The sequence below is a fragment of the Citrobacter sp. Cc139 genome (assembly GCF_030334645.1).
Lineage (GTDB): Bacteria > Pseudomonadota > Gammaproteobacteria > Enterobacterales > Enterobacteriaceae > Citrobacter > Citrobacter werkmanii.
Genome location: NZ_JAOWDM010000073.1, coordinates 1 through 18,738, shown reverse-complemented (window position 1 = coordinate 18,738; position 18,738 = coordinate 1). Strand labels below are relative to the sequence as shown.

Below are 18,738 nucleotides of genomic sequence, written 5' to 3'. Positions count from 1 at the left end.
AGTGCAAAATGCAGCTACAGATTAACGCACCGGAAATCAAAACTGTCTATGAACAGCAGCTGTTTAATGGCAAAAATTTCCATGTGTTCATCTATAACAAAACTGAGAGCATCAGTGGGCTGCATCAACATGACTACTATGAATTTACGCTGGTTTTAACCGGACGCTATTATCAGGAAATCAACGGTAAACGCGTATTGCTTGAGCGTGGGGACTTTGTTTTTATCCCGTTGGGATCGCATCACCAGAGTTTTTATGATTTCGGTGCGACAAGGATCCTTAACGTCGGTATCAGTAAACGTTTTTTTGAACAGCACTACCACCCGCTGCTGCCGTTTTGTTTCGTTGCATCGCAGGTCTATCGGGCGAATAACTCGTTTCTTACCTACATTGAAACGGTTATTGCATCACTGAACTTTCGTGAGAGCGGACTCGATGAATTTGTAGAAGTGGTCACCTTCTATATTATTAATCGGCTGCGCCATCATCGCGAAGAGCAGGTGCTGGATGATATTCCTCAGTGGCTCAAAACCACCGTCGAGACCATGCATGATAAACGGCAGTTTAGCGAGAATGCGCTGGAAAATATGGTACACCTGTCCGCGAAATCCCAGGAGTATTTGACCCGCGCAACCCAGCGTTATTACAGCAAAACGCCGATGCAGATCATTAATGAAATTCGCATTAACTTTGCTAAAAAACAGCTGGAAATGACTAACTATTCTGTAACGGATATTGCTTATGAGTCTGGTTACAGTAGTCCAAGTTTGTTTATTAAAACGTTTAAAAAGCTGACGTCGTTTACGCCAAATAGCTATCGTAAGAAATTAACTGAATTTAATCAGTAGATATTATTTTCCAATAACTCATTTTTATAGCTTGCCCTAAATAGCGTCGGGACAGCCACGCTATACCTGACAAACGGGTTGAGCATAATACATGTCAGTGTTTTGACACTGAAGGGAGAACGTATGAGCCAGAAATTAAAAGTCGTCACTATCGGTGGCGGGAGCAGCTACACCCCTGAGTTACTTGAAGGCTTTATTAAGCGCTATCATGAATTACCGGTTTCTGAATTGTGGCTGGTTGATGTAGAGGGTGGTAAAGAGAAGCTGGACATTATTTTTGACCTTTGCCAGCGGATGATCGACAAAGCTGGCGTTCCGATGAAGTTGTATAAAACGCTGGATCGCCGCGAAGCGTTGAAAGATGCTGATTTCGTTACCACCCAACTGCGTGTAGGACAACTTAAAGCCCGTGAGAAGGATGAGCGTATCCCGCTGAGCCACGGTTATCTGGGACAGGAAACGAACGGTGCGGGCGGTCTGTTCAAAGGTTTGCGTACCATTCCGGTTATTTTTGACATTGTAAAAGATGTGGAAGAACTGTGCCCGAATGCGTGGGTGATTAACTTTACTAACCCGGCCGGGATGGTGACTGAAGCGGTCTATCGCCATACGAATTTTAAGAAATTCATCGGCGTGTGTAATATTCCCGTCGGCATGAAAATGTTCATTAGCGATGTGCTGGCGCTGAAAGAGAGCGATGATTTATCTATCGATCTGTTCGGTCTGAACCATATGGTCTTTATCAAAGATGTGCTGGTGAACGGCGTGTCACGTTTTGATGAACTGCTGGACGGCGTCGCATCGGGCGAGTTGAAAGCATCTACCGTGAAGAACATCTTTGACCTGCCGTTTAGTGAAGGACTGATTCGTTCGCTGAAACTACTGCCGTGCTCTTACTTGCTCTACTACTTCAAGCCAAAAGAGATGCTGGCGATTGAGATGGGCGAATACTATAAGGGCGGGGCACGCGCTCAGGTGGTACAGAAAGTTGAGAAACAACTTTTTGATCTCTATAAAAATCCTGAGCTGAACGTTAAGCCGAAGGAGCTGGAACAGCGCGGTGGCGCTTATTACTCCGACGCGGCCTGTGAAGTGATCAACGCTATCTACAACGATAAGCAGACCGAACATTATGTCAACATTCCGCACCATGGGCATGTCGATAACATTCCTGCGGACTGGGCGGTAGAAATGACCTGCACGTTGGGACGCAACGGCGCCACGCCACATCCACGTATTACTCATTTTGATGAGAAAGTCCTTGGTCTTATCTATACCATTAAAGGCTTTGAAGTGGCGGCGAGTAATGCGGCATTGAGCGGAGAGCTAAATGATGTGCTGCTGGCGCTGAACCTGAGCCCGCTGGTGCATTCTGACCGCGACGCTGAAGTCCTGGCGCGTGAATTGATTCTGGCGCATGAACAATGGCTGCCAAATTTCGCCGGGTGCATCGAGAAACTGAAAAGCGAACAACACTAACTGAGGTCGGCTATGGAACGCGTACTGATTGTGAATGCGGATGATTTTGGCCTGAGCAAAGGCCAAAACTACGGCATTGTTGAAGCCTGCCGCAATGGCGTGGTCACCTCGACGACGGCGTTGGTAAATGGCGCGGCGATTGACCATGCGGTACAACTGAGTCGTGACATACCTGCACTTGCCGTCGGGATGCACTTTGTTCTGACGCTGGGCAGACCGTTGACGCCAATGCCAGGCCTTACGCGTGACGGATTGCTGGGGAAATGGATCTGGCAAATGGCAGAAGAAGATGCTTTGCCGCTGGATGAAATTTCGCAAGAGCTGGCCGCGCAGTATCAGCGTTTTATAGACCTGTTTGGGCGGGAACCGACGCATCTGGATAGCCATCACCATGTGCATATGTTCCCGCAGATTTTCCCCATTGTCGCGAGCTTTGCAGCCGAACGAGGGATTGCGTTGCGTATCGATCGTCAGGCGGTGTGCCAGTCGTCTGATTTACCCGACACGTTGCGTTCTTCCCAGGGATTCAGCAGCGAGTTTTATGGCGAAGCGATTTCTGAGGCGCTGTTTTTACAAACGCTGGATGCCTCAGCAGACCGGGGAGAGTCCTCACTGGAAGTCATGTGCCATCCAGCCTTTATCGATGACACTATTCGTCAAAGTGCCTACTGTTACCCCCGCTTAACTGAGCTTGACGTACTGACGTCTTCGTCACTGAAATATGCTATTGCGGAGCGCGGTTATCGTCTTGGCAGTTTTCTGAACGTGTAATTCCTGAGTTTGCGGCGCAATTATGCGCCGCATTTTTTTAGGCAGGGATCGCGTCGATTTTTCCGGCTCGCGACCAGACACGATGCGCAGTCATCAGTGTCAGTAAGGTATCCATAAACTGTGCGTCTGCACTGTCCGCTTCTACCACGCCTTCCTCACTCTGATTTGTGATATTCAATGCAGCTTTAAGCTGGCGAGCATCTCCAGCCAGGGCGATAGGTTTCAGGTGCTTATACGCTTCCAGTAAGTAATATTTCGCATCGCCATTCATGGCGATATCCGCGATATTCCCACCCGGAACGATAACCGCATCGACCGTCAGCGACGGCGAGCCGGCAAAGGTACCCGCGATCGTCAGGACGGAGCCATCGTCGGCAACCACATTACCCATTCTGGAATAGAGCAACCTGGCATGAACGCCTTTCGCCTGCAGGGCCTGCATAATGGTGAGCAGATCGTCTGCCTTTACCTGATCATTGAGCAGAATGGCGACCACGCGGCCTTTGATATCACCTTTTGATCCCGCATATAAACTAAGCGAAGGCGCATTGGTTAACCCGTTGACGTCCGGTGGAGGGGAGATCTGGGTTTGCTCTTCGGTCAGTTCAAAACCGAGGTTGCTGGCCACGGACTGCGCCAGAGTGGTATCAATATGCGCCAGATGATCGACCACTCTTTCGCGAATATAAGGCCGGGTCACTTTGCTGAGTTCGAAACTGAATCCGCCAATAATATGCTGTTGCTCTATTGGCGTCTGGCTTAGCCAGAACAGGCGAGGGTGGGCATAGTATTCGCCGAAAGAGGGGCTACGCTCACGAATTTTATTCCCGTCAATGCGCTCCTGATACGACTCAAATCCACCACGTTTTGGCCCGGGCGGCGTTTCTCGTGGCCAGTTGTCATTGATGGAGTTAGGTTCATAGTTGGCGGGATTGGTATCAATATCCATGCGATGCATGCCGTCGCGCTGGAAGTTATGATACGGGCAGGTAGGGCGATTGATCGGGATTTCATGGAAGTTGGGTCCCCCCAGACGGCTGATCTGTGTGTCCGTATAGGAGAACAGTCTGCCCTGTAACAGAGGGTCATTGGTAAAATCGATGCCCGGAACGATGTGACCGGGATGAAATGCCGCCTGTTCGTTTTCCGCGAAGAAATTGTCCGGGTTGCGGTTTAGTACCATTTTACCGACGCGCTGAACCGGAACCAGCTCTTCCGGGATGAGTTTTGTCGGGTCGAGCAGGTCAAAATCGAATTTAAACTCATCTTCCTCCGGAATTAACTGCAGGCCAAGTTCGTATTCCGGGTAATCGCCGGCTTCAATTGCCTCCCACAGATCGCGGCGATGGAAATCAGGATCGCGACCCGTCAGTTTCTGTGCTTCATCCCATACCAAAGAAGCTTTGCCAGCCAGCGGTTTCCAGTGGAAGCGGACGAAAGTGGCTTTCCCCTGCGCATTAATCAGCCGAAAAGTATGGATGCCAAAACCTTCCATCGTGCGATAACTGCGCGGGATCCCCCGGTCAGACATCGCCCACATCACGTTGTGCAGGGTTTCAGGCTGCAATGAGACATAATCCCAGAAGGTATCATGCGCGCTTTGGCCCTGTGGGATGGCCCAATGTGGCTCCGGTTTTACGGCGTGGACGAAATCCGGGAATTTATGTGCATCCTGAATAAAAAAGATCGGCGTATTATTCCCTACCAGATCAAAGATGCCCTCTTCAGTATAAAATTTTGTCGCAAATCCCCGAATATCCCTGACCGTATCCGCTGAGCCTGCGCCGCCCTGGACTGTTGAGAAACGGACAAAAACGGGAGTTATCTTGTTTTCTGCGGACAAGAAATCGGCTTTTGTCGTTGCGCTTAAATCGGTATAGGACTGAAAGTAACCGTGTGCGGCAGACCCTCGGGCGTGAACGATACGTTCTGGTATACGTTCGTGATCAAAATGGGTGATTTTTTCTCGCAGGATAAAATCTTCCAGTAATGTTGGCCCGCGATTTCCGGCGCGCAGCGAGTTTTGATCGTCTGCAATGCGTACGCCCTGATTGGTGGTCAGGGCAAATTCTTCGCTTCCTTTGCGAAAACTGTCCAGCGCGTTGAGTTTGTCACTTCTGATGTCAGGCGCTTTTAAGCTGCCGGACGTGGTGGGTTGCATGCCCGGAGGCGTGGGTTCAGGCGTTGGACGATGTGAACCGTCTGCTGGCGCCAGGGAATCAAGACCGGGTTTGGACTCGCTGGCATCATGAACCGGCGCAGTGTGATGGAGCGGATGCTTATCTTTCTGTGACATTAAACTCGTCTCCTGTATTCATCGCTGAAAGGGTCGTTGTTGCTGTCAAAAGCTTTAACTATAGACCACTCACTCAGCCCTGCAGGAATATACCGGGGAAGTAAAGCGCGATGAGACAGGCAAACCGCGCACGCAAGGCAGGACGCGGGAGGGGAAAATCGGCTAAGATAGCGGTTTTCTGATTTTTAGAATTTGTCTTTAGTGAAACAACTGATTATGAAACCTCTTCGCCAACAAAATCGTCCGGTTATTAGCTACGTGCCCCGCGTGGAGCCTGCTCCGCCAGAGCATGCGGTTAAAATGGATGCGTTTCGTGACGTATGGATACTGCGCGGTAAATATGTCGCTTTTGTCTTAATGGGGGAGTCGTTTCAGCGTTCGCCTGCATTTACGGTTCCGGAATCAGCGCAACGCTGGGCTAATCAGATTCGCCAGGAAAATGAACTGAGCGATTAACTGGATATAAAAAAACCGCCGGAGCATGACACGCCGGCGGTTTTTTGTTTATCAGCAAACAGGCTTAGCGATGCGCCAGTTCGGCGTTATCATCGCTGTCCAGAATCGTTTTGTCGGTCTGCTTCAGCCACTGGCTGGTCAGCGTACCGGCAGTCATGGAGCCGCTAACGTTCAGCGCCGTACGACCCATATCAATCAGCGGTTCAACGGAGATCAGCAGCGCGACCAGCGTTACCGGCAGACCCATGGCAGGCAGAACGATCAGCGCGGCAAAGGTCGCGCCACCGCCCACACCCGCAACGCCTGCGGAACTCACGGTCACGATACCTACCAGCGTGGCAATCCACATGGGATCCAGCGGGTTAATACCGACAGTTGGTGCGACCATCACCGCCAGCATGGCCGGGTACAGGCCGGCACAGCCGTTCTGACCAATCGTGGCGCCAAAAGAGGCGGCAAAACTGGCAATGGATTCAGGTACGCCCAGACGACGGGTTTGTGCTTCAACGTTCAGCGGGATGGACGCGGCGCTGGAACGGCTGGTGAAAGCGAAAGTCAGGACAGGCCAGACTTTGCGGAAGTATTTCAGCGGGCTAACGCCGTTAACTCCCAGCAGGATCCCGTGTACCACAAACATAATGCCCAGACCGAGATACGAAGCGACGACGAAGCTGCCAAGCTTGATGATGTCCTGCAGGTTGGAGCCTGCAACCACTTTAGTCATCAGCGCCAGAACACCGTACGGCGTTAACTGCATAACCAGACGAACCAGCTTCATCACCCAGCTTTGCAGGGTATCGATAGCGACCAGAACACGCTCGCCTTTTGGGGCGTCATCTTTCAGCAGTTTCAGTGCGGCTACACCGAGGAATGCTGCGAAGATAACCACGCTGATAATTGACGTCGGGTTCGCTCCGGTCAGATCGGCAAACGGGTTTTTCGGGATGAACGACAGCACCAGTTGCGGAACGCTGAGGTCGGCTACTTTGCCAACATAATTGGTTTCAATGGCATTCAGGCGTGCGGTTTCAGCCCCGCCCTGTACCAGACCTTCAGCGGTCAGGCCGAACAGGTTGGTCACCAGAACACCTACCAGCGCGGCAATCAGCGTGGTAAACAGCAGCGTGCCGATGGTCAGGAAGCTAATTTTACCTAACTGAGAGGCGTTGTGCAGACGCGCAACGGCACTGAGAATAGAGGCAAAGACCAGCGGCATAACAATCATTTGCAGCAACTGGACGTAACCGTTGCCGACAATGTTGAACCACTGTACGGAATCTTTAAGAACCTGGCTGTCGGAGCCATAAATGGTGTGCAGCGCAAGGCCGAACACCACACCCATGACCAGACCGACCAGTACTTTTTTTGCCAGACTCCACTGTTTGTGACGGGCTTGCGCCAGCACGAACAGCAGCACTACGAACACGATAATGTTCGCGATTAATGGAAAGTTCATCCCCGTTCTCCTGATCTTATTATGCGGATCACCGTACGATGGTGATTCAGTTGGCGCAAGATTAGCAGAACTGTGACATGCCTCTTATATTCAAATGGAATTGTTTATGCCAAAAATGACATTTCGGCTGATTTATTAGTCAACCTGGTGCGTTATGAAACGATTAAACTGCATTTGTAGCGTATTTATCATTTGCGATGACCAGCGTACTGCGCTGTTTTCTTGTACGGTCTGCGGCATCCAGATCGCCCAGGCAAACAGCGCCATACACAGGAATCGCTCCAGTTGATTCCCTTTTTGCGGCACAAGGATCGGCAGGCGAAAACGCCAGCGACAGGGCCAAAGCAGGGGAACGCCTGCCGGGGTCAGCATATCGGCCAGAATATGGCTGAGATAACCGAGAACCATGCCCTGTAAGGCATCAGCTGGAATTATCCAGGTATCAGGGACTTTCAGGTAAAACGTGGCCAGCAGGGCAAAGACTGCCAGCAGGCTATGCGTAAACCCGCGATGGCCAAATGCGCGGGCAATGGGTTTCGATATCCACTTCAGACGCTGTCCGAGCAGAGATTTTGGATGATCGATATCCGGTAGCAGACATGTCAAAATGGCTGAAGGAACAATATGCCACCAGTCACCCTGCGCAAGAACGGGCGTTAGCTCGGCATTTTTGGCAAATACCGCACAGGCAATAGAAAAAAGAAGGTGGCCTTCCGCCGTCATGATAAAACCCAATAAACTGTCGATTCATACAGTATAGGGGTTTTATACAGTAGGCGGAAGAGGTGACGTTGTAACCCTTTGTCACAAGTGCGACATTACCGCGCCAGCCAACCACCATCCACGGCCAGCGTATAACCATGAATATAGTCAGAGGCTGAACTTGCGAGAAAAACGACCGGGCCTTTCAGATCGTCTGGCTTTCCCCAGCGTCCGGCTGGAATACGATCGATAATCTCCTGATTGCGCTCGCTGTCTTCACGTAGTTGCTGCGTGTTATTGGTCGCCATATAGCCGGGCGCAATAGCGTTGACATTAATACCTTGTGCAGCCCATTCATTAGCCAGCAGGCGGGTGATACCCAGTACACCGCTTTTCGATGCGGTATAGGAAGGAACGCGGATCCCGCCCTGAAATGAGAGCATTGAGGCAATATTAATTATTTTCCCACCGTTTCCCTGCGCCACAAACTGGCGCGCCACGGCCTGCGACAGAAAGAACACGGATTTGAGATTCAGGTTCATCACGTCATCCCAGTCTTTTTCGCTGAAGTCCAGCGCATCCTGGCGACGTATGGTGCCCGCATTATTGACCAGAATATCGATCCGACCAAATGCCTCCACCGTTTGTGTCACAATACTGGCGAGTACGTCCTGTTGGCTGAGATCGGCCTGAATCGCCATAAAGCGTCGACCGAGCGCGTTAATTTTCTCTGCGGTATCATGCGGGGTTTTACGATTCACTCCGACCACATCACAGCCAGCTTCAGCCAGCGCCAGTGCCATACCTTGTCCAAGGCCGGTATCACATCCGGTGACGATGGCAACTTTACCTGCGAGACGAAAAGCATCCTGAATCATATTCACCTCAATTATTCATTCCATTCACACTTTACCATGCGGAAAGAATAGGAGAGGCTGAGCAGAAATACAATGAAAATGAAATGCTGTTTTAAAAAAACAATCTCACGGGCAATGATTCGCATTGCCCGTGAGAGGATTAGCCGCGCAGATGAACGGCTGTAAGTTCGGTGAGCGAGGACAGTTTTACGTCGGCCAGTACATAGCGAGGATCGTCCTGATTTTCATGTGCAGGCACCACGATAGAGCGCATGCGAGCCGCTTTCGAGGCGATCATGCCGTTGACTGAATCTTCCAGGGCAACGCAACTCAAAGGATCAATGCCCAGTTTCGCTGCGCAATCGAGATACACCTGCGGGTGCGGTTTGCTGTAGGGCAGTTTCTCCGCGGAGGCCAGTGCATCGAAGCTGTCGCGTAAACCAAACATGGTCAGCACTTTTTCCAGCATATGCAACGGTGATGCGGATGCCAGCCCGACCAAAAGTCCCTGCGATTTGCACAACGCCACGGCTTCACGTACGCCAGGCAGCAGCGGTCTTGTTTCTTCAACTAACGCAATAGCCCGCGTGATGATACGTTCAGTCACTTCCTGACGTGTGGGGCCATTCCACGGTTGCTGCGCAAACCACAAATCAACCACCATGTCGATGCGTAAGCCAAGGGTATCGGGAAGCTCATGGCGGCGAGTGATATCAACGCCTAAACTTGCCATCACATCCAGTTCGGCCTGATCCCAGAGCGGTTCTGAATCGACCAGTAATCCATCCATATCGAAAATTGCAGCAAGAATTTGACGCGGGGTTGACATCACAACCTCTCCTTTAGGGTGATAAAAGGGATTTCGAGCCAGTCATAACAGGCTCTGAGCGTTCATTATGGCTAATTCTCTATTATACCGCCTTTAAAGATCAGGCGAAAACGGTTATCAACGGGTAAACTTAGGCCAAAATGACACGTCTTTATCAAGGGGAACTCATGACGTATCAACAAGCTGGACGCATTGCCGTCTTGAAAAGGCTGGTGGGATGGGTGATTTTCATTCCCGCGCTGATTTCAACACTGGTTTCTGTACTGAAGTTTATGTATGCGCACAGCGAAAAGCAGGAGGGGATTAATGCGGTGATGCTCGATTTTGCCCATGTAATGATCGACATGATGCGGGTGAACACCCCCTTTCTTAACGTATTTTGGTATAACTCGCCGACACCCGATTTTCAAAGTGGACTCAATCTCGTTTTTTGGCTGATTTTCATCCTGATTTTTGTCGGCTTAGCGTTGCAGGATTCAGGTGCAAGAATGAGCCGTCAGGCGCGTTTTTTACGCGAAGGTGTTGAGGATCAACTGATTCTGGAACAGGCCAAAGGCAGTGAAGGGTTATCACGCGCACAAATTGAATCACGTATCGTGGTACCGCACCATACGATCTTTTTACAAATTTTTCCGCTGTATATATTGCCGGTGATCGTTATCGTCATCGGCTACTTCTTCTTCTCATTACTGGGCTTTTTGTAAGCGTTGAAACATCAGGCCTGCCGCATTGTGTAACGTCAGGCCTGATAAGCGCGTTGTTAAGCCGCCAGTAACCTATCCATCGCTTTCTGCGCCACAACCAGATGCTGCCCTCCGAACAGAATAGCCCGATTCAGCAGCGTATAGAGCTGGTAGACAGGCTGTCTGTCAAGAAAATCCAGGGGGAGCGGCGAGACGGACTGATAACCATCATAAATTTGCGGCGGTTGCTCGGTATGTAACGGCAGCATTGCCAGATCGCACTCTCTGTCTCCCCAGTAGCAGGCAGGGTCGAAGATGTAAGGACCGTTCGGGCCGAGGGCGCAGTTTCCCGACCATAAATCCCCATGCAGGAGAGACGGCTGCGGCTGATGGGACGAGAGGCGTTGCTGAACATGCTCGACAATGGCGTCAATATTGCCAAACGCAATACCTTTTTCAGCGGCGAGTTCCAGTTGCCAGCCAATGCGCTGCTCGGCAAAAAAAGTTGACCAGCGACGTTGCCAGGCATTGGGTTGCGGCGTGGTCGAGAGCGCATTGTCGAAGTCGAGTCCGAACTGCGGCTGATCGCTCCATTCATGCAAATGCGCAAGCTGTTGGCCGAGGATAAATGCATTGTGCGCGTCAAGCGGACGGGGAGGGAGGAAGTCCATCACCAGGAAACTGTAATCTCTGTCTGCGCCTACCGCCCAAACTTTCGGTACAGATACGGTTTGACTGCGGGAAAGTAGCTCCAGTTGATCGGCTTCCGCCGTAAAGCCGGTCAACAGCTCTCTTTCATCGCATTTGACGAAAAAATCGCGCCCCGCATAGCGTAAATGCCATGCGGCGTGGATCTCTCCGCCGGGCAGTTCATTACGCAGTTCGATTTCGCCTTCACCTAATTGCTCGCTTAAAAGACGACTGATAGCCTGCCACATGATGTCTCTCCCCATGTTGTCTGCCAGATCATAAGGTTAGCGCAAGAATGCGGTTAAAAAACACGAACTGACGCACACCACGGACGCGTCATCGCTGGAAAGGCACTTAATGTTTGTCGTTCTTCTTCATCTCGCACAGTTGTGGAGACGTCTGTTTGCACATGATTCACTTCTTTGTAATCACGTGATTTTTTATCATAGACGTATAACAACCATGCCGACAGTTTTACCGGAAAATCCCCCTTCCTGGTAAGAAGGGGGACGGTGGCATTACTGCGCAAGGTATGCATATATTTTTTGCGTATCGTCCAAAGCGCACAGACGCGTCCCCTGATTCAGGGTTGCTGCGCTACCGGCGGCAACCCCGAAACGAACAATATCGTCAAAAGGTGCGTTCTCAGCCAGTTTAAGCGTCATGGCGCCGACCATGCTGTCGCCTGCGCCTACGGTACTTTGACTTTTCACCGGGGGTGGAACCACCTGGACGCAGGTGTCGCGATCAACGCCCAGCGCCCCTTGTGGCCCAAGAGAGACCACGACGCGATGTGCTTTACCCGATTGCACAATCTCCTGCGCGGCTTTACGCACGTCATCAGGTTGGGTGAGTTCGCGGTTCACCAGCGCGCTCAGTTCTTTAAGGTTGGGTTTGACCAGTTCGATATTGCCGATGGCTAACGCCGCCGTTAGCGCCTCGCCTGAGCTATCGACGATGCAGCGAATACCCTGTTTTTGTGCTGAGGTAACGAGTCGGGTCAGCTTCTCAAGTTGTACGCCAGGCGGCAAACTGCCGCTAATCACCAGCAGCGCGCCGGACTCAATTTCCAGCACCTGATCCTGAAGTTGATAGAACTCATCATCGGTCAGCGCAGCCCCGGGCATAACGAAGCGATACTGCTCACCGCTGGACTCAACGTGGACGTGCAGATTTTGGCGGGTCCAGTCTTTGGCTTCGACTGTAGAGACGGGAACATTTTCGTCGGCGAGCAATGCAACAAGATGCTCACCCGTGGCCCCGCCCGCGGGGAAGATAGCCGTCGCAGTACCGCCAAGATGCGCTATTGCACGAGCGACGTTGATACCGCCGCCACCGGGTTCAAAAACCGGCGAGGTACAGCGAAGTTTACCCTCAGGGTAGATTTGCGGAGTAATTGTTGCGCTATCGAGAGAGGGCGCAAGTGTTAACGTATAGATACGTACCATCTTTACCTCCTGTTAGGCTGCCTTCAGTTTGGCACTTAACATCCCGAAAGTGAAGTAATTAACAACATGATTTTTCATATCTTTATTTAAAATTATCGGGTCAAAGTTATATAAATAAAATATCGATTTAAGAACGCTCTTATTCAAAAAATGAAATAAGAATTTATTGCTATGTTATTCGAGTCTTTTTATAATTTGTTACCTTTCAAGGGTCTTTTGTCATTGATCCATATGAAAGTTTCCGAGACCGTTATGGTCTCTTTTTTTGTTGTACGGACTCTTAATAAATGAAGCTTTTGAAGACAGTGCCCACAGCATTCATGCTGATGGGAGGCCTGCTTGCGTCAATGCATGCTGCCGCCGATGATTCCGTTTTTACTGTCATGGATGACCCTTCCAGCGCGAAAAAACCCTTTGAAGGTAACCTGAACGCGGGATATCTCGCCCAGTCAGGCAACACAAAAAGTTCTTCTTTAACTGCAGACACCAACATGACCTGGTATGGTCAAACCACGGCGTGGTCTCTGTGGGGAAACGCCAGCAACACCTCCTCAAATGATGAGCGTTCATCAGAGAAATATGCCGTAGGGGGTCGTAGTCGTTACAACATGACCGACTATGACTATCTCTTTGGGCAGGCAAGCTGGTTGACCGACCGCTACAACGGTTATCGCGAGCGTGACGTACTGACCGCAGGTTACGGCCGTCAGTTCCTTAATGGGCCGGTGCACAGCTTCCGTTTTGAATTCGGTCCTGGTGTTCGTTATGACGAGCACACTGATGGCACCACCGAAACGCAGCCGTTGGGCTATGCGTCCGGGGCGTATGCGTGGCAGATGACGGATAACACCAAATTTACTCAGGGTGTATCGGTATTCGGTGCTGACGATACGACACTCAACTCTGAGACGGCTTTGAACGTTGCCATCAACGAACACTTCGGGTTAAAGGTTGCTTACAACGTGACCTGGAACTCTGAACCGCCGGCAACGGCGCCGGAGCATACCGATCGTCGAACGACTGTTTCGCTCGGTTATCGTATGTAATGACAAGCCGGGTCAAATAATTGGCCCGGTTTTCCCAATTAAAGTTAAGTTTATTTAATATTTACTCTACGTTTTATTTTTACCACGTACCAATAACGCGCTATTTTTCAGGTAAATTCTATTTAATAGATAAATAAACGGAACCGTACTGCCGGTGCCAATAATTTAACCCCAGATCATTGCGGCCCAACGCAGCATCAGCATGGCCGCACAAATAACAAGCAGAATCACAACTATTTTCCAGTGTTTCTTCGCAAAGCGATTTGTTGGCATAGTTCTTTCCCGCTCATATTCGATGACTTTCGGCAAGTGTAACAAAGACGTCAGGGTGTCAGTGAATTGATTTACATCATACAGTGCGCGTTGATTGCTGCTTTGATCGGCTCGTAACACCGTGTACACTGTCAACGGTGTTATCAAAAAAAGGGCGTAGGTCCAGCGTCGCCACCAAGGCAACCCGTGACATATTTCGCAGAGTGAAGCGGGAATCAGCCCACACCTTTTTGATAATTTTAAATATTGAATCTTTGTATGTGCTCTTACGTGTAGGCCGCCAGTGCCGTTCCCTTCTGTTTATCTCCGTTTCATCACCTCTATCCAACCCATTGCCAACATTGACTAAACCACCTTTGAGTGTTTCACTCTGTTTTACATGATTCCACTTTGTGCCACTGAAATTATGTACACACCTATGTACACAGTTGGCGGATGTACACTACATGCTCACTGACACCAAACTTCGCAAAATGAATGGCAAGCCTATCGAGAAGAGAATGGAGATTGCCGATGCTAACGGACTGTCGATTCGTGTCACGCCAACCGGGGTAATCGCATTTCAGTACCGGTATAACTTTGACGGTAAGCCGCGGAGAATGACGCTTGGTCAGTATGACCGTATGTCGTTGAAAGAGGCCAGAGAACTGGTTGGTGAATATAAGAAGCTCCTGGCGAACGGGAAAGACCCGATCACGTTCAGGAGCATGGAACTGGAAGCCAATATTAAAGCAGCAACGGTAAACGACTGCATCAAGGCGTGGCTTGTGAGTGCAGGAGCCAACAAGCTGGTAAGGCGAGATGAATGGGAAAGGGCGCTTAATCGTCATGTGGTTCCCTATGTCGGGAGTATGATAGTAGACGAAATGGCGATTTCTCACTGGCAGCCTGTCTTTAAAAGAATGCGGGATAACGGTGCTGAGACGTATGCCGGAGAACTTCTGTCGAGGATGAAGACGATCTTCTCATACTGCATACGTACAGAATTGATTAAGAGAAACCCTGTTCGGGATTTGCGTGTTATTGACGTTGGTAAGCATCCGAAAAAAGGACACAGAAATTTCAACGACAAGGAGATCGGAGCGTTCTGGCACGCCGTTGACGCCTCAACTATTACTTACCAGAGCAAGCTGCTTTTAAAACTACTATTGCTAACCGGATGCCGTGGCGTAGAACTTCGCCTTGCGAAAAAGGCTGATTTTGATTTAGAGGGGAGAGTTTGGCGCGTCCCTGATGAAAACTCAAAAACAAGGGAGCCTTTTGAAAGGGGATTATCGGCTAAGGCTGTCGAATTGTTGAAAGAGGCTTTTGACCTTTACCCAAACTTCCAGCAGGTATTCCCGCCAGCGATAAAGAAAGAAGACAGGCCAATGGCGGCAAGCGTGATACTCAACCTTGCTATTCAGATTCGTGAGGATATGACCATCGATCACTGGTCTATTCACGACCTGCGCCGGACGGCAAAGACGAAAATGGCAGAACTTGGCGTGCCACCACACATATCAGAGAAAGTGCTTGGTCACAAACTCGGAGGTGTTCTCGCCATTTATGACCAGCACAGCTACGTGAGAGAGCAGCAGGAGGCGCTAGACATCCTTGCTGCCCATATTCAGTCATGCGTAGACTCAACTAAACCCTGAGCCTCCATGAATCGCATCACGTCGCAGTAACGATACTGCTCACCGCCTCGACCTGCGTTAGTGCCAGGCGCTTTTGGCGGGAATGGCGTTCCGGCAGCCTCCCACTGGATACGCTTGCGATAAAACGTAGTCCGCGAGATACCGCCAAGCATCTGCTGAACGGTTTCGCGATTGATGATGACTGGCGGGATTGCCATCTGTGTACTGATCATGGTTTTCTCCAGGCAAAAAAGAATCCCGGCACGATGGCCGGGGAAAGGGGGATAACGTGGCAGTGCATTCGCACCCAATAGCCAGCTCATAACTGGCTATCAGTTGCGTTAAACAAAGCATTGTCCGCTGTCGCAGAACTGAATCAGGTCCATCTGGGTATTCTTACCGCCACTAGGTTTAAGCGGGGCATCTGCTAACGGAACGCCGTACTTAGTCAGCCACAGGTGCGGCCACAATTTCTGAATCTCTTTCTCATGGGCACATGCTCTGGCGAAGTCTTCAGGAACGTTGTTCTTCATGAAAAGCCATAGATCGTCATCTCGGTTTGGGCACATCCAGCAGAGAGAGGCTGGCGGAGTAGGCAACCCATAATCCTCGACACACTGGATAGCCATCTGCTTTGTCATCATCATCTCGATCAGCGGGTACCGGCGCTGCCATTTCCCAGGAGGGAACTTCGCTCTCCTCTGAGCCTCTTCGATACTGATTCCAAGCCACGTATCAACTCCTCTCTCCGTGAGATATTTCTCTCCATATCGCTCATTGAGATAGCGATGGATAACTTCAGTTTTCCACTTAATGGAGCAAAATGCTGGTTGCTTCCCTGAACACTGGCCGCGGATATCACGCCCCTCATACTCTATGAAATATCCCGGTAGAGGAGCGTCCTCATCACTGCCGATCAAGTCATAGGTGGCATACCTGCTCTTTGGGATGATCTGGTATTCAACGCCCATTTCCTCACATAGAGGCGCAATGTATTTCCTCTGATACTCGAAAACATTGCTAGCCTCTCGTTCCGTGTCAGACATAACGATGATATCTGGCTTTGGAAGTACGCCAGCATGAATCAGGCAGATGATGGCGTTACTTTGCGTGCCCCCCCCCTGAAGACAGAACATTGAAGCGTTCCGGTCGGTGATTGAAATTTTTCTGAGGGATGAAATTCTTCGTAAACCCTGGCATAAAACCTCCGGGCATAAAAAAAGCCCTGAAGGGCTTATGTTTTGATTATGCCGCCCGCATAGCGCGGAGGCGTTTTAAGTGTTCTGCTGTTTCTATTTCTTCGGCGATCCGCTCTGCCTGCGCTTTGGTCAGCGGCTCGAATTCGTTTTGAAAGCGGCCCATGCTGGCTATGCAGGTGCGACCGTTTCTGAAGTAGTGGATGACTTCGTGAGTGGCGCGGATTATTTTGCATGGTGCGCCGTGGGGATCGGCATAAAAGCTACCGGGTAGAATCATTCTGAACATTGGCTGACTCCTGCATCATGAGAAATGTGACCATCGCCGCTCGGAGTGGGTTCTTGTGGCAATTTGAGTGCTTAAACGCGCTGGTGTCGCAGAAATCCTGAACCAAGGCGGCCGACCAATCATTTGTGGTGTCGTCGATCATCACGGTGATTCGGTTATCAACGATAATCGGCCATGCGTCCGATGGGTTGCTGCATGGATTAAAATCTCCACTTTCGGCTTTCTCTACCGTTCTCAGTCCAATGTGAAAAGCTACCTTCCAGTTAATTTCTGCATCACTCAATTTGCTGTAATCCATCACATCCTCCCAATCTTCTTACGCAATTCCATATTGCTCTGGCACTCCACACACATCGTGCATCCCGGATACGCTTTCCGGCGAGCCTCCGGCAAATTGTCACCGCATTCCTCACAGTGCGTTGCTGATACTGCTGAGTGGTTGAGTCTGTGCATGCTCAGTGCCGCGTCACGCTGTAAATCTTCAAGCGTTGATGCGTTATCGACGATGTCAGCCATAATCAATACTCCATGAACTGTCGGTTAATTCGGTTTGTAGTGGTTTACTGAATTTGGCCACCTGAACAGAGGTGATATGCTCATCTCAGAACAATACAGGTGTCCCAATGAAAAAAAGAAATTTCAGCGCAGAGTTTAAACGCGAATCCGCTCAACTGGTCCTTGATCAGAACTACACAGTTGCAGCTGCGGCCAGTGCTATGGACGTGGGGCTTTCTACCATGACGCGATGGGTAAAGCAGTTACGGGATGAACGACAGGGCAAAATACCTAAAGCCTCTCCTATAACCCCAGAACAGATTGAAATACGTGAGCTAAAGAAAAAGCTACAACGCATCGAAATGGAAAACGACATATTAAAAAAGGCTACCGCGCTCTTGATGTCAGACTCCCTGAACAGTTCTCGTTAATCGAGAAACTCAGAGCGCAGTATCCTGTGGTCACACTCTGCCACGTGTTCGGGGTTCATCGCAGCAGCTACAAATACTGGGTGAAAAGCCCCGAAAAGCCAGACGGCAAGCGGGCTGTATTACGTAGTCAGGTTCTGGAGCTGCATAACATTAGCCATGGCTCTGCTGGCGCGAGAAGTATCGCCATTATGGCAACCCTGAGAGGCTTCAGAATGGGACGCTGGCTTGCCGGCAGGCTCATGAAAGAACTGGGACTGGTGAGTTGTCAGCAACCCACCCACCGGTATAAACGGGGTGGTCATGAACACATCGCTATCCCAAATCACCTTGAGCGACAGTTCGCAGTGACAGAGCCTAATCAGGTATGGTGCGGCGATGTGACGTATATCTGGACAGGCAGGCGCTGGGCTTACCTCGCCGTCGTTCTCGATTTGTTCGCCAGGAAACCGGTAGGCTGGGCAATGTCATTCTCACCGGACAGCAAGCTAACCATCAAAGCGCTGGAAATGGCGTGGGAAACCCGAGGTAAACCAGCGGGAGTGATGTTCCACAGTGACCAGGGTAGCCACTACACAAGCAGGCAGTTCCGGCAGTTACTGTGGCGTTACCGGATCAGGCAAAGTATGAGCCGACGCGGAAACTGCTGGGATAACAGCCCGATGGAACGCTTCTTCAGAAGTCTGAAAAACGAGTGGGTGCCAGTGACAGGCTATATAAACTTTAGCGAAGCAGCTCATGCGATCACAAACTATATCGTCGGGTATTACAGCTCGCTAAGGCCGCATGACTATAACGGTGGATTACCTCCAAACGAATCGGAAAACCGATACTGGAAAAACTCTAAAGCCGTGGCCAGTTTTAGTTGACCACTACA

The 18,738-nt window shown here is 50.4% G+C and carries 21 protein-coding genes; 8 read left to right on the top strand and 13 right to left on the bottom strand.

Going from position 1 to position 18,738, the window contains the following annotated elements:
• The first annotated feature begins 8 nt into the window (after positions 1-8).
• The 3 genes from chbR (at position 9) to chbG (ending at position 3,098) form a co-directional block, all read left to right on the top strand.
• Positions 9-848, top strand: a complete 840-nt coding sequence (chbR, locus tag OGV69_RS07605; protein ID WP_003030617.1) for a transcriptional regulator ChbR — start codon at positions 9-11, stop codon at positions 846-848.
• Positions 849-971: 123 nt separating this feature from the next.
• Positions 972-2,327 carry a 6-phospho-beta-glucosidase gene (locus OGV69_RS07600; protein WP_038640160.1) on the top strand — a complete coding sequence of 452 codons (1,356 nt, stop codon included), beginning with the start codon at positions 972-974 and terminating at the stop codon, positions 2,325-2,327.
• A 12-nt stretch (positions 2,328-2,339) separates the two neighbouring features.
• Positions 2,340-3,098, top strand: coding sequence for a chitin disaccharide deacetylase (gene chbG, locus OGV69_RS07595; RefSeq protein ID WP_038640162.1), 759 nt, complete (start codon positions 2,340-2,342; stop codon positions 3,096-3,098).
• A gap of 37 nt (positions 3,099-3,135) precedes the next feature.
• On the opposite strand, the gene katE is transcribed toward chbG, so the two are convergent.
• Entirely contained in the window at positions 3,136-5,394 is a 2,259-nt protein-coding gene (gene katE / locus OGV69_RS07590) for a catalase HPII (RefSeq protein WP_038640164.1), read from the bottom strand.
• A 192-nt stretch (positions 5,395-5,586) separates the two neighbouring features.
• Between katE and cedA the strand changes: the two genes are divergently transcribed.
• Positions 5,587-5,850, top strand: coding sequence for a cell division activator CedA (gene cedA, locus OGV69_RS07585; RefSeq protein ID WP_071600734.1), 264 nt, complete (start codon positions 5,587-5,589; stop codon positions 5,848-5,850).
• 64 nt (positions 5,851-5,914) lie between these two features.
• On the opposite strand, the gene tcyP is transcribed toward cedA, so the two are convergent.
• From tcyP to hxpB, 4 genes are all read right to left on the bottom strand, one after another.
• Complete coding sequence (tcyP, locus tag OGV69_RS07580; RefSeq protein WP_006684833.1) at positions 5,915-7,306, bottom strand: cystine/sulfocysteine:cation symporter; 1,392 nt, start codon at positions 7,304-7,306, stop codon at positions 5,915-5,917.
• Positions 7,307-7,441: 135 nt separating this feature from the next.
• Positions 7,442-8,041, bottom strand: a complete 600-nt coding sequence (locus OGV69_RS07575) for a metal-dependent hydrolase (protein ID WP_087050648.1) — start codon at positions 8,039-8,041, stop codon at positions 7,442-7,444.
• An 83-nt stretch (positions 8,042-8,124) separates the two neighbouring features.
• Complete coding sequence (kduD, locus tag OGV69_RS07570; protein WP_069324270.1) at positions 8,125-8,886, bottom strand: 2-dehydro-3-deoxy-D-gluconate 5-dehydrogenase KduD; 762 nt, start codon at positions 8,884-8,886, stop codon at positions 8,125-8,127.
• A gap of 139 nt (positions 8,887-9,025) precedes the next feature.
• Positions 9,026-9,694 (bottom strand): hexitol phosphatase HxpB, encoded by a 669-nt coding sequence (hxpB, locus tag OGV69_RS07565; protein ID WP_069324269.1) that lies wholly within the window; start codon positions 9,692-9,694, stop codon positions 9,026-9,028.
• A gap of 167 nt (positions 9,695-9,861) precedes the next feature.
• Here hxpB and OGV69_RS07560 point away from each other — a divergent pair, with 167 nt between their 5' ends.
• Positions 9,862-10,398 (top strand): YniB family protein, encoded by a 537-nt coding sequence (locus tag OGV69_RS07560; RefSeq protein ID WP_069324268.1) that lies wholly within the window; start codon positions 9,862-9,864, stop codon positions 10,396-10,398.
• 56 nt (positions 10,399-10,454) lie between these two features.
• Here OGV69_RS07560 and OGV69_RS07555 read toward each other — a convergent pair whose 3' ends face one another.
• Positions 10,455-11,315 carry a fructosamine kinase family protein gene (locus OGV69_RS07555; RefSeq protein WP_069324267.1) on the bottom strand — a complete coding sequence of 287 codons (861 nt, stop codon included), beginning with the start codon at positions 11,313-11,315 and terminating at the stop codon, positions 10,455-10,457.
• Between the two features lie 270 nt (positions 11,316-11,585).
• Positions 11,586-12,515 (bottom strand): 6-phosphofructokinase II, encoded by a 930-nt coding sequence (pfkB, locus tag OGV69_RS07550; RefSeq protein WP_061381454.1) that lies wholly within the window; start codon positions 12,513-12,515, stop codon positions 11,586-11,588.
• Positions 12,516-12,802: 287 nt separating this feature from the next.
• Between pfkB and OGV69_RS07545 the strand changes: the two genes are divergently transcribed.
• On the top strand, positions 12,803-13,561 hold the full coding sequence (locus OGV69_RS07545) for a DUF481 domain-containing protein (RefSeq protein WP_038640176.1): 759 nt from the start codon (positions 12,803-12,805) through the stop codon (positions 13,559-13,561).
• Between the two features lie 165 nt (positions 13,562-13,726).
• Here the strand turns inward: OGV69_RS07545 and yniD are convergent, their stop codons facing one another.
• On the bottom strand, positions 13,727-13,834 hold the full coding sequence (gene yniD / locus OGV69_RS07540; protein ID WP_087856702.1) for a small membrane protein YniD: 108 nt from the start codon (positions 13,832-13,834) through the stop codon (positions 13,727-13,729).
• Between the two features lie 446 nt (positions 13,835-14,280).
• On the opposite strand from yniD, the gene OGV69_RS07535 reads away from it, so the two are divergent.
• Positions 14,281-15,474 carry a tyrosine-type recombinase/integrase gene (locus tag OGV69_RS07535; RefSeq protein WP_286469226.1) on the top strand — a complete coding sequence of 398 codons (1,194 nt, stop codon included), beginning with the start codon at positions 14,281-14,283 and terminating at the stop codon, positions 15,472-15,474.
• On the opposite strand, the gene OGV69_RS07530 is transcribed toward OGV69_RS07535, so the two are convergent.
• From OGV69_RS07530 to OGV69_RS07510, 5 genes are all read right to left on the bottom strand, one after another.
• Entirely contained in the window at positions 15,444-15,686 is a 243-nt protein-coding gene (locus tag OGV69_RS07530; protein ID WP_085049496.1) for a hypothetical protein, read from the bottom strand. The two genes, OGV69_RS07535 and OGV69_RS07530, sit on opposite strands and share 31 nt — an antisense overlap.
• Positions 15,687-15,794: 108 nt before the next feature.
• Positions 15,795-16,499: a hypothetical protein gene (locus tag OGV69_RS07525; protein WP_286469225.1), complete on the bottom strand. Its 705-nt coding sequence runs from the start codon at positions 16,497-16,499 to the stop codon at positions 15,795-15,797.
• A gap of 199 nt (positions 16,500-16,698) precedes the next feature.
• A complete protein-coding gene (locus OGV69_RS07520; protein WP_286469224.1) occupies positions 16,699-16,938 on the bottom strand; it encodes a DUF4222 domain-containing protein in 240 nt (79 codons plus the stop codon).
• On the bottom strand, positions 16,913-17,236 hold the full coding sequence (locus OGV69_RS07515; RefSeq protein WP_286469223.1) for a phage protein NinX family protein: 324 nt from the start codon (positions 17,234-17,236) through the stop codon (positions 16,913-16,915). Before OGV69_RS07515 ends, OGV69_RS07520 begins: the two co-directional genes overlap by 26 nt.
• Positions 17,236-17,454, bottom strand: coding sequence for a TraR/DksA family transcriptional regulator (locus tag OGV69_RS07510; RefSeq protein WP_286469222.1), 219 nt, complete (start codon positions 17,452-17,454; stop codon positions 17,236-17,238). Before OGV69_RS07510 ends, OGV69_RS07515 begins: the two co-directional genes overlap by 1 nt.
• Positions 17,455-17,561: 107 nt before the next feature.
• On the opposite strand from OGV69_RS07510, the gene OGV69_RS07505 reads away from it, so the two are divergent.
• Positions 17,562-18,730, top strand: a protein-coding gene (locus OGV69_RS07505; RefSeq protein ID WP_114140367.1) for an IS3 family transposase whose coding sequence is annotated in 2 segments (ribosomal slippage) — positions 17,562-17,811 and positions 17,811-18,730 — 1,170 coding nt in all. Because the reading frame shifts where the segments join, the coding sequence is not laid out codon by codon here.
• Positions 18,731-18,738: the final 8 nt, after the last annotated feature.

Bases quoted from the DNA above. Each gene is read 5' to 3' on its own strand.
- yniD (WP_087856702.1), bottom strand. From the start codon at position 13,834: ATGCCAACAAATCGCTTTGCGAAGAAACACTGGAAAATAGTTGTGATT.
- OGV69_RS07535 (WP_286469226.1), top strand. From the start codon at position 14,281: ATGCTCACTGACACCAAACTTCGCAAAATGAATGGCAAGCCTATCGAG.
- hxpB (WP_069324269.1), bottom strand. From the start codon at position 9,694: ATGTCAACCCCGCGTCAAATTCTTGCTGCAATTTTCGATATGGATGGA.
- OGV69_RS07530 (WP_085049496.1), bottom strand. From the start codon at position 15,686: ATGATCAGTACACAGATGGCAATCCCGCCAGTCATCATCAATCGCGAA.
- OGV69_RS07600 (WP_038640160.1), top strand. From the start codon at position 972: ATGAGCCAGAAATTAAAAGTCGTCACTATCGGTGGCGGGAGCAGCTAC.
- pfkB (WP_061381454.1), bottom strand. From the start codon at position 12,515: ATGGTACGTATCTATACGTTAACACTTGCGCCCTCTCTCGATAGCGCA.
- OGV69_RS07525 (WP_286469225.1), bottom strand. From the start codon at position 16,499: ATGTCTGACACGGAACGAGAGGCTAGCAATGTTTTCGAGTATCAGAGG.
- OGV69_RS07545 (WP_038640176.1), top strand. From the start codon at position 12,803: ATGAAGCTTTTGAAGACAGTGCCCACAGCATTCATGCTGATGGGAGGC.
- chbG (WP_038640162.1), top strand. From the start codon at position 2,340: ATGGAACGCGTACTGATTGTGAATGCGGATGATTTTGGCCTGAGCAAA.
- kduD (WP_069324270.1), bottom strand. From the start codon at position 8,886: ATGATTCAGGATGCTTTTCGTCTCGCAGGTAAAGTTGCCATCGTCACC.
- OGV69_RS07555 (WP_069324267.1), bottom strand. From the start codon at position 11,315: ATGTGGCAGGCTATCAGTCGTCTTTTAAGCGAGCAATTAGGTGAAGGC.
- katE (WP_038640164.1), bottom strand. From the start codon at position 5,394: ATGTCACAGAAAGATAAGCATCCGCTCCATCACACTGCGCCGGTTCAT.
- OGV69_RS07515 (WP_286469223.1), bottom strand. From the start codon at position 17,236: ATGGATTACAGCAAATTGAGTGATGCAGAAATTAACTGGAAGGTAGCT.
- chbR (WP_003030617.1), top strand. From the start codon at position 9: ATGCAGCTACAGATTAACGCACCGGAAATCAAAACTGTCTATGAACAG.
- OGV69_RS07520 (WP_286469224.1), bottom strand. From the start codon at position 16,938: ATGTTCAGAATGATTCTACCCGGTAGCTTTTATGCCGATCCCCACGGC.
- OGV69_RS07510 (WP_286469222.1), bottom strand. From the start codon at position 17,454: ATGGCTGACATCGTCGATAACGCATCAACGCTTGAAGATTTACAGCGT.
- tcyP (WP_006684833.1), bottom strand. From the start codon at position 7,306: ATGAACTTTCCATTAATCGCGAACATTATCGTGTTCGTAGTGCTGCTG.
- OGV69_RS07560 (WP_069324268.1), top strand. From the start codon at position 9,862: ATGACGTATCAACAAGCTGGACGCATTGCCGTCTTGAAAAGGCTGGTG.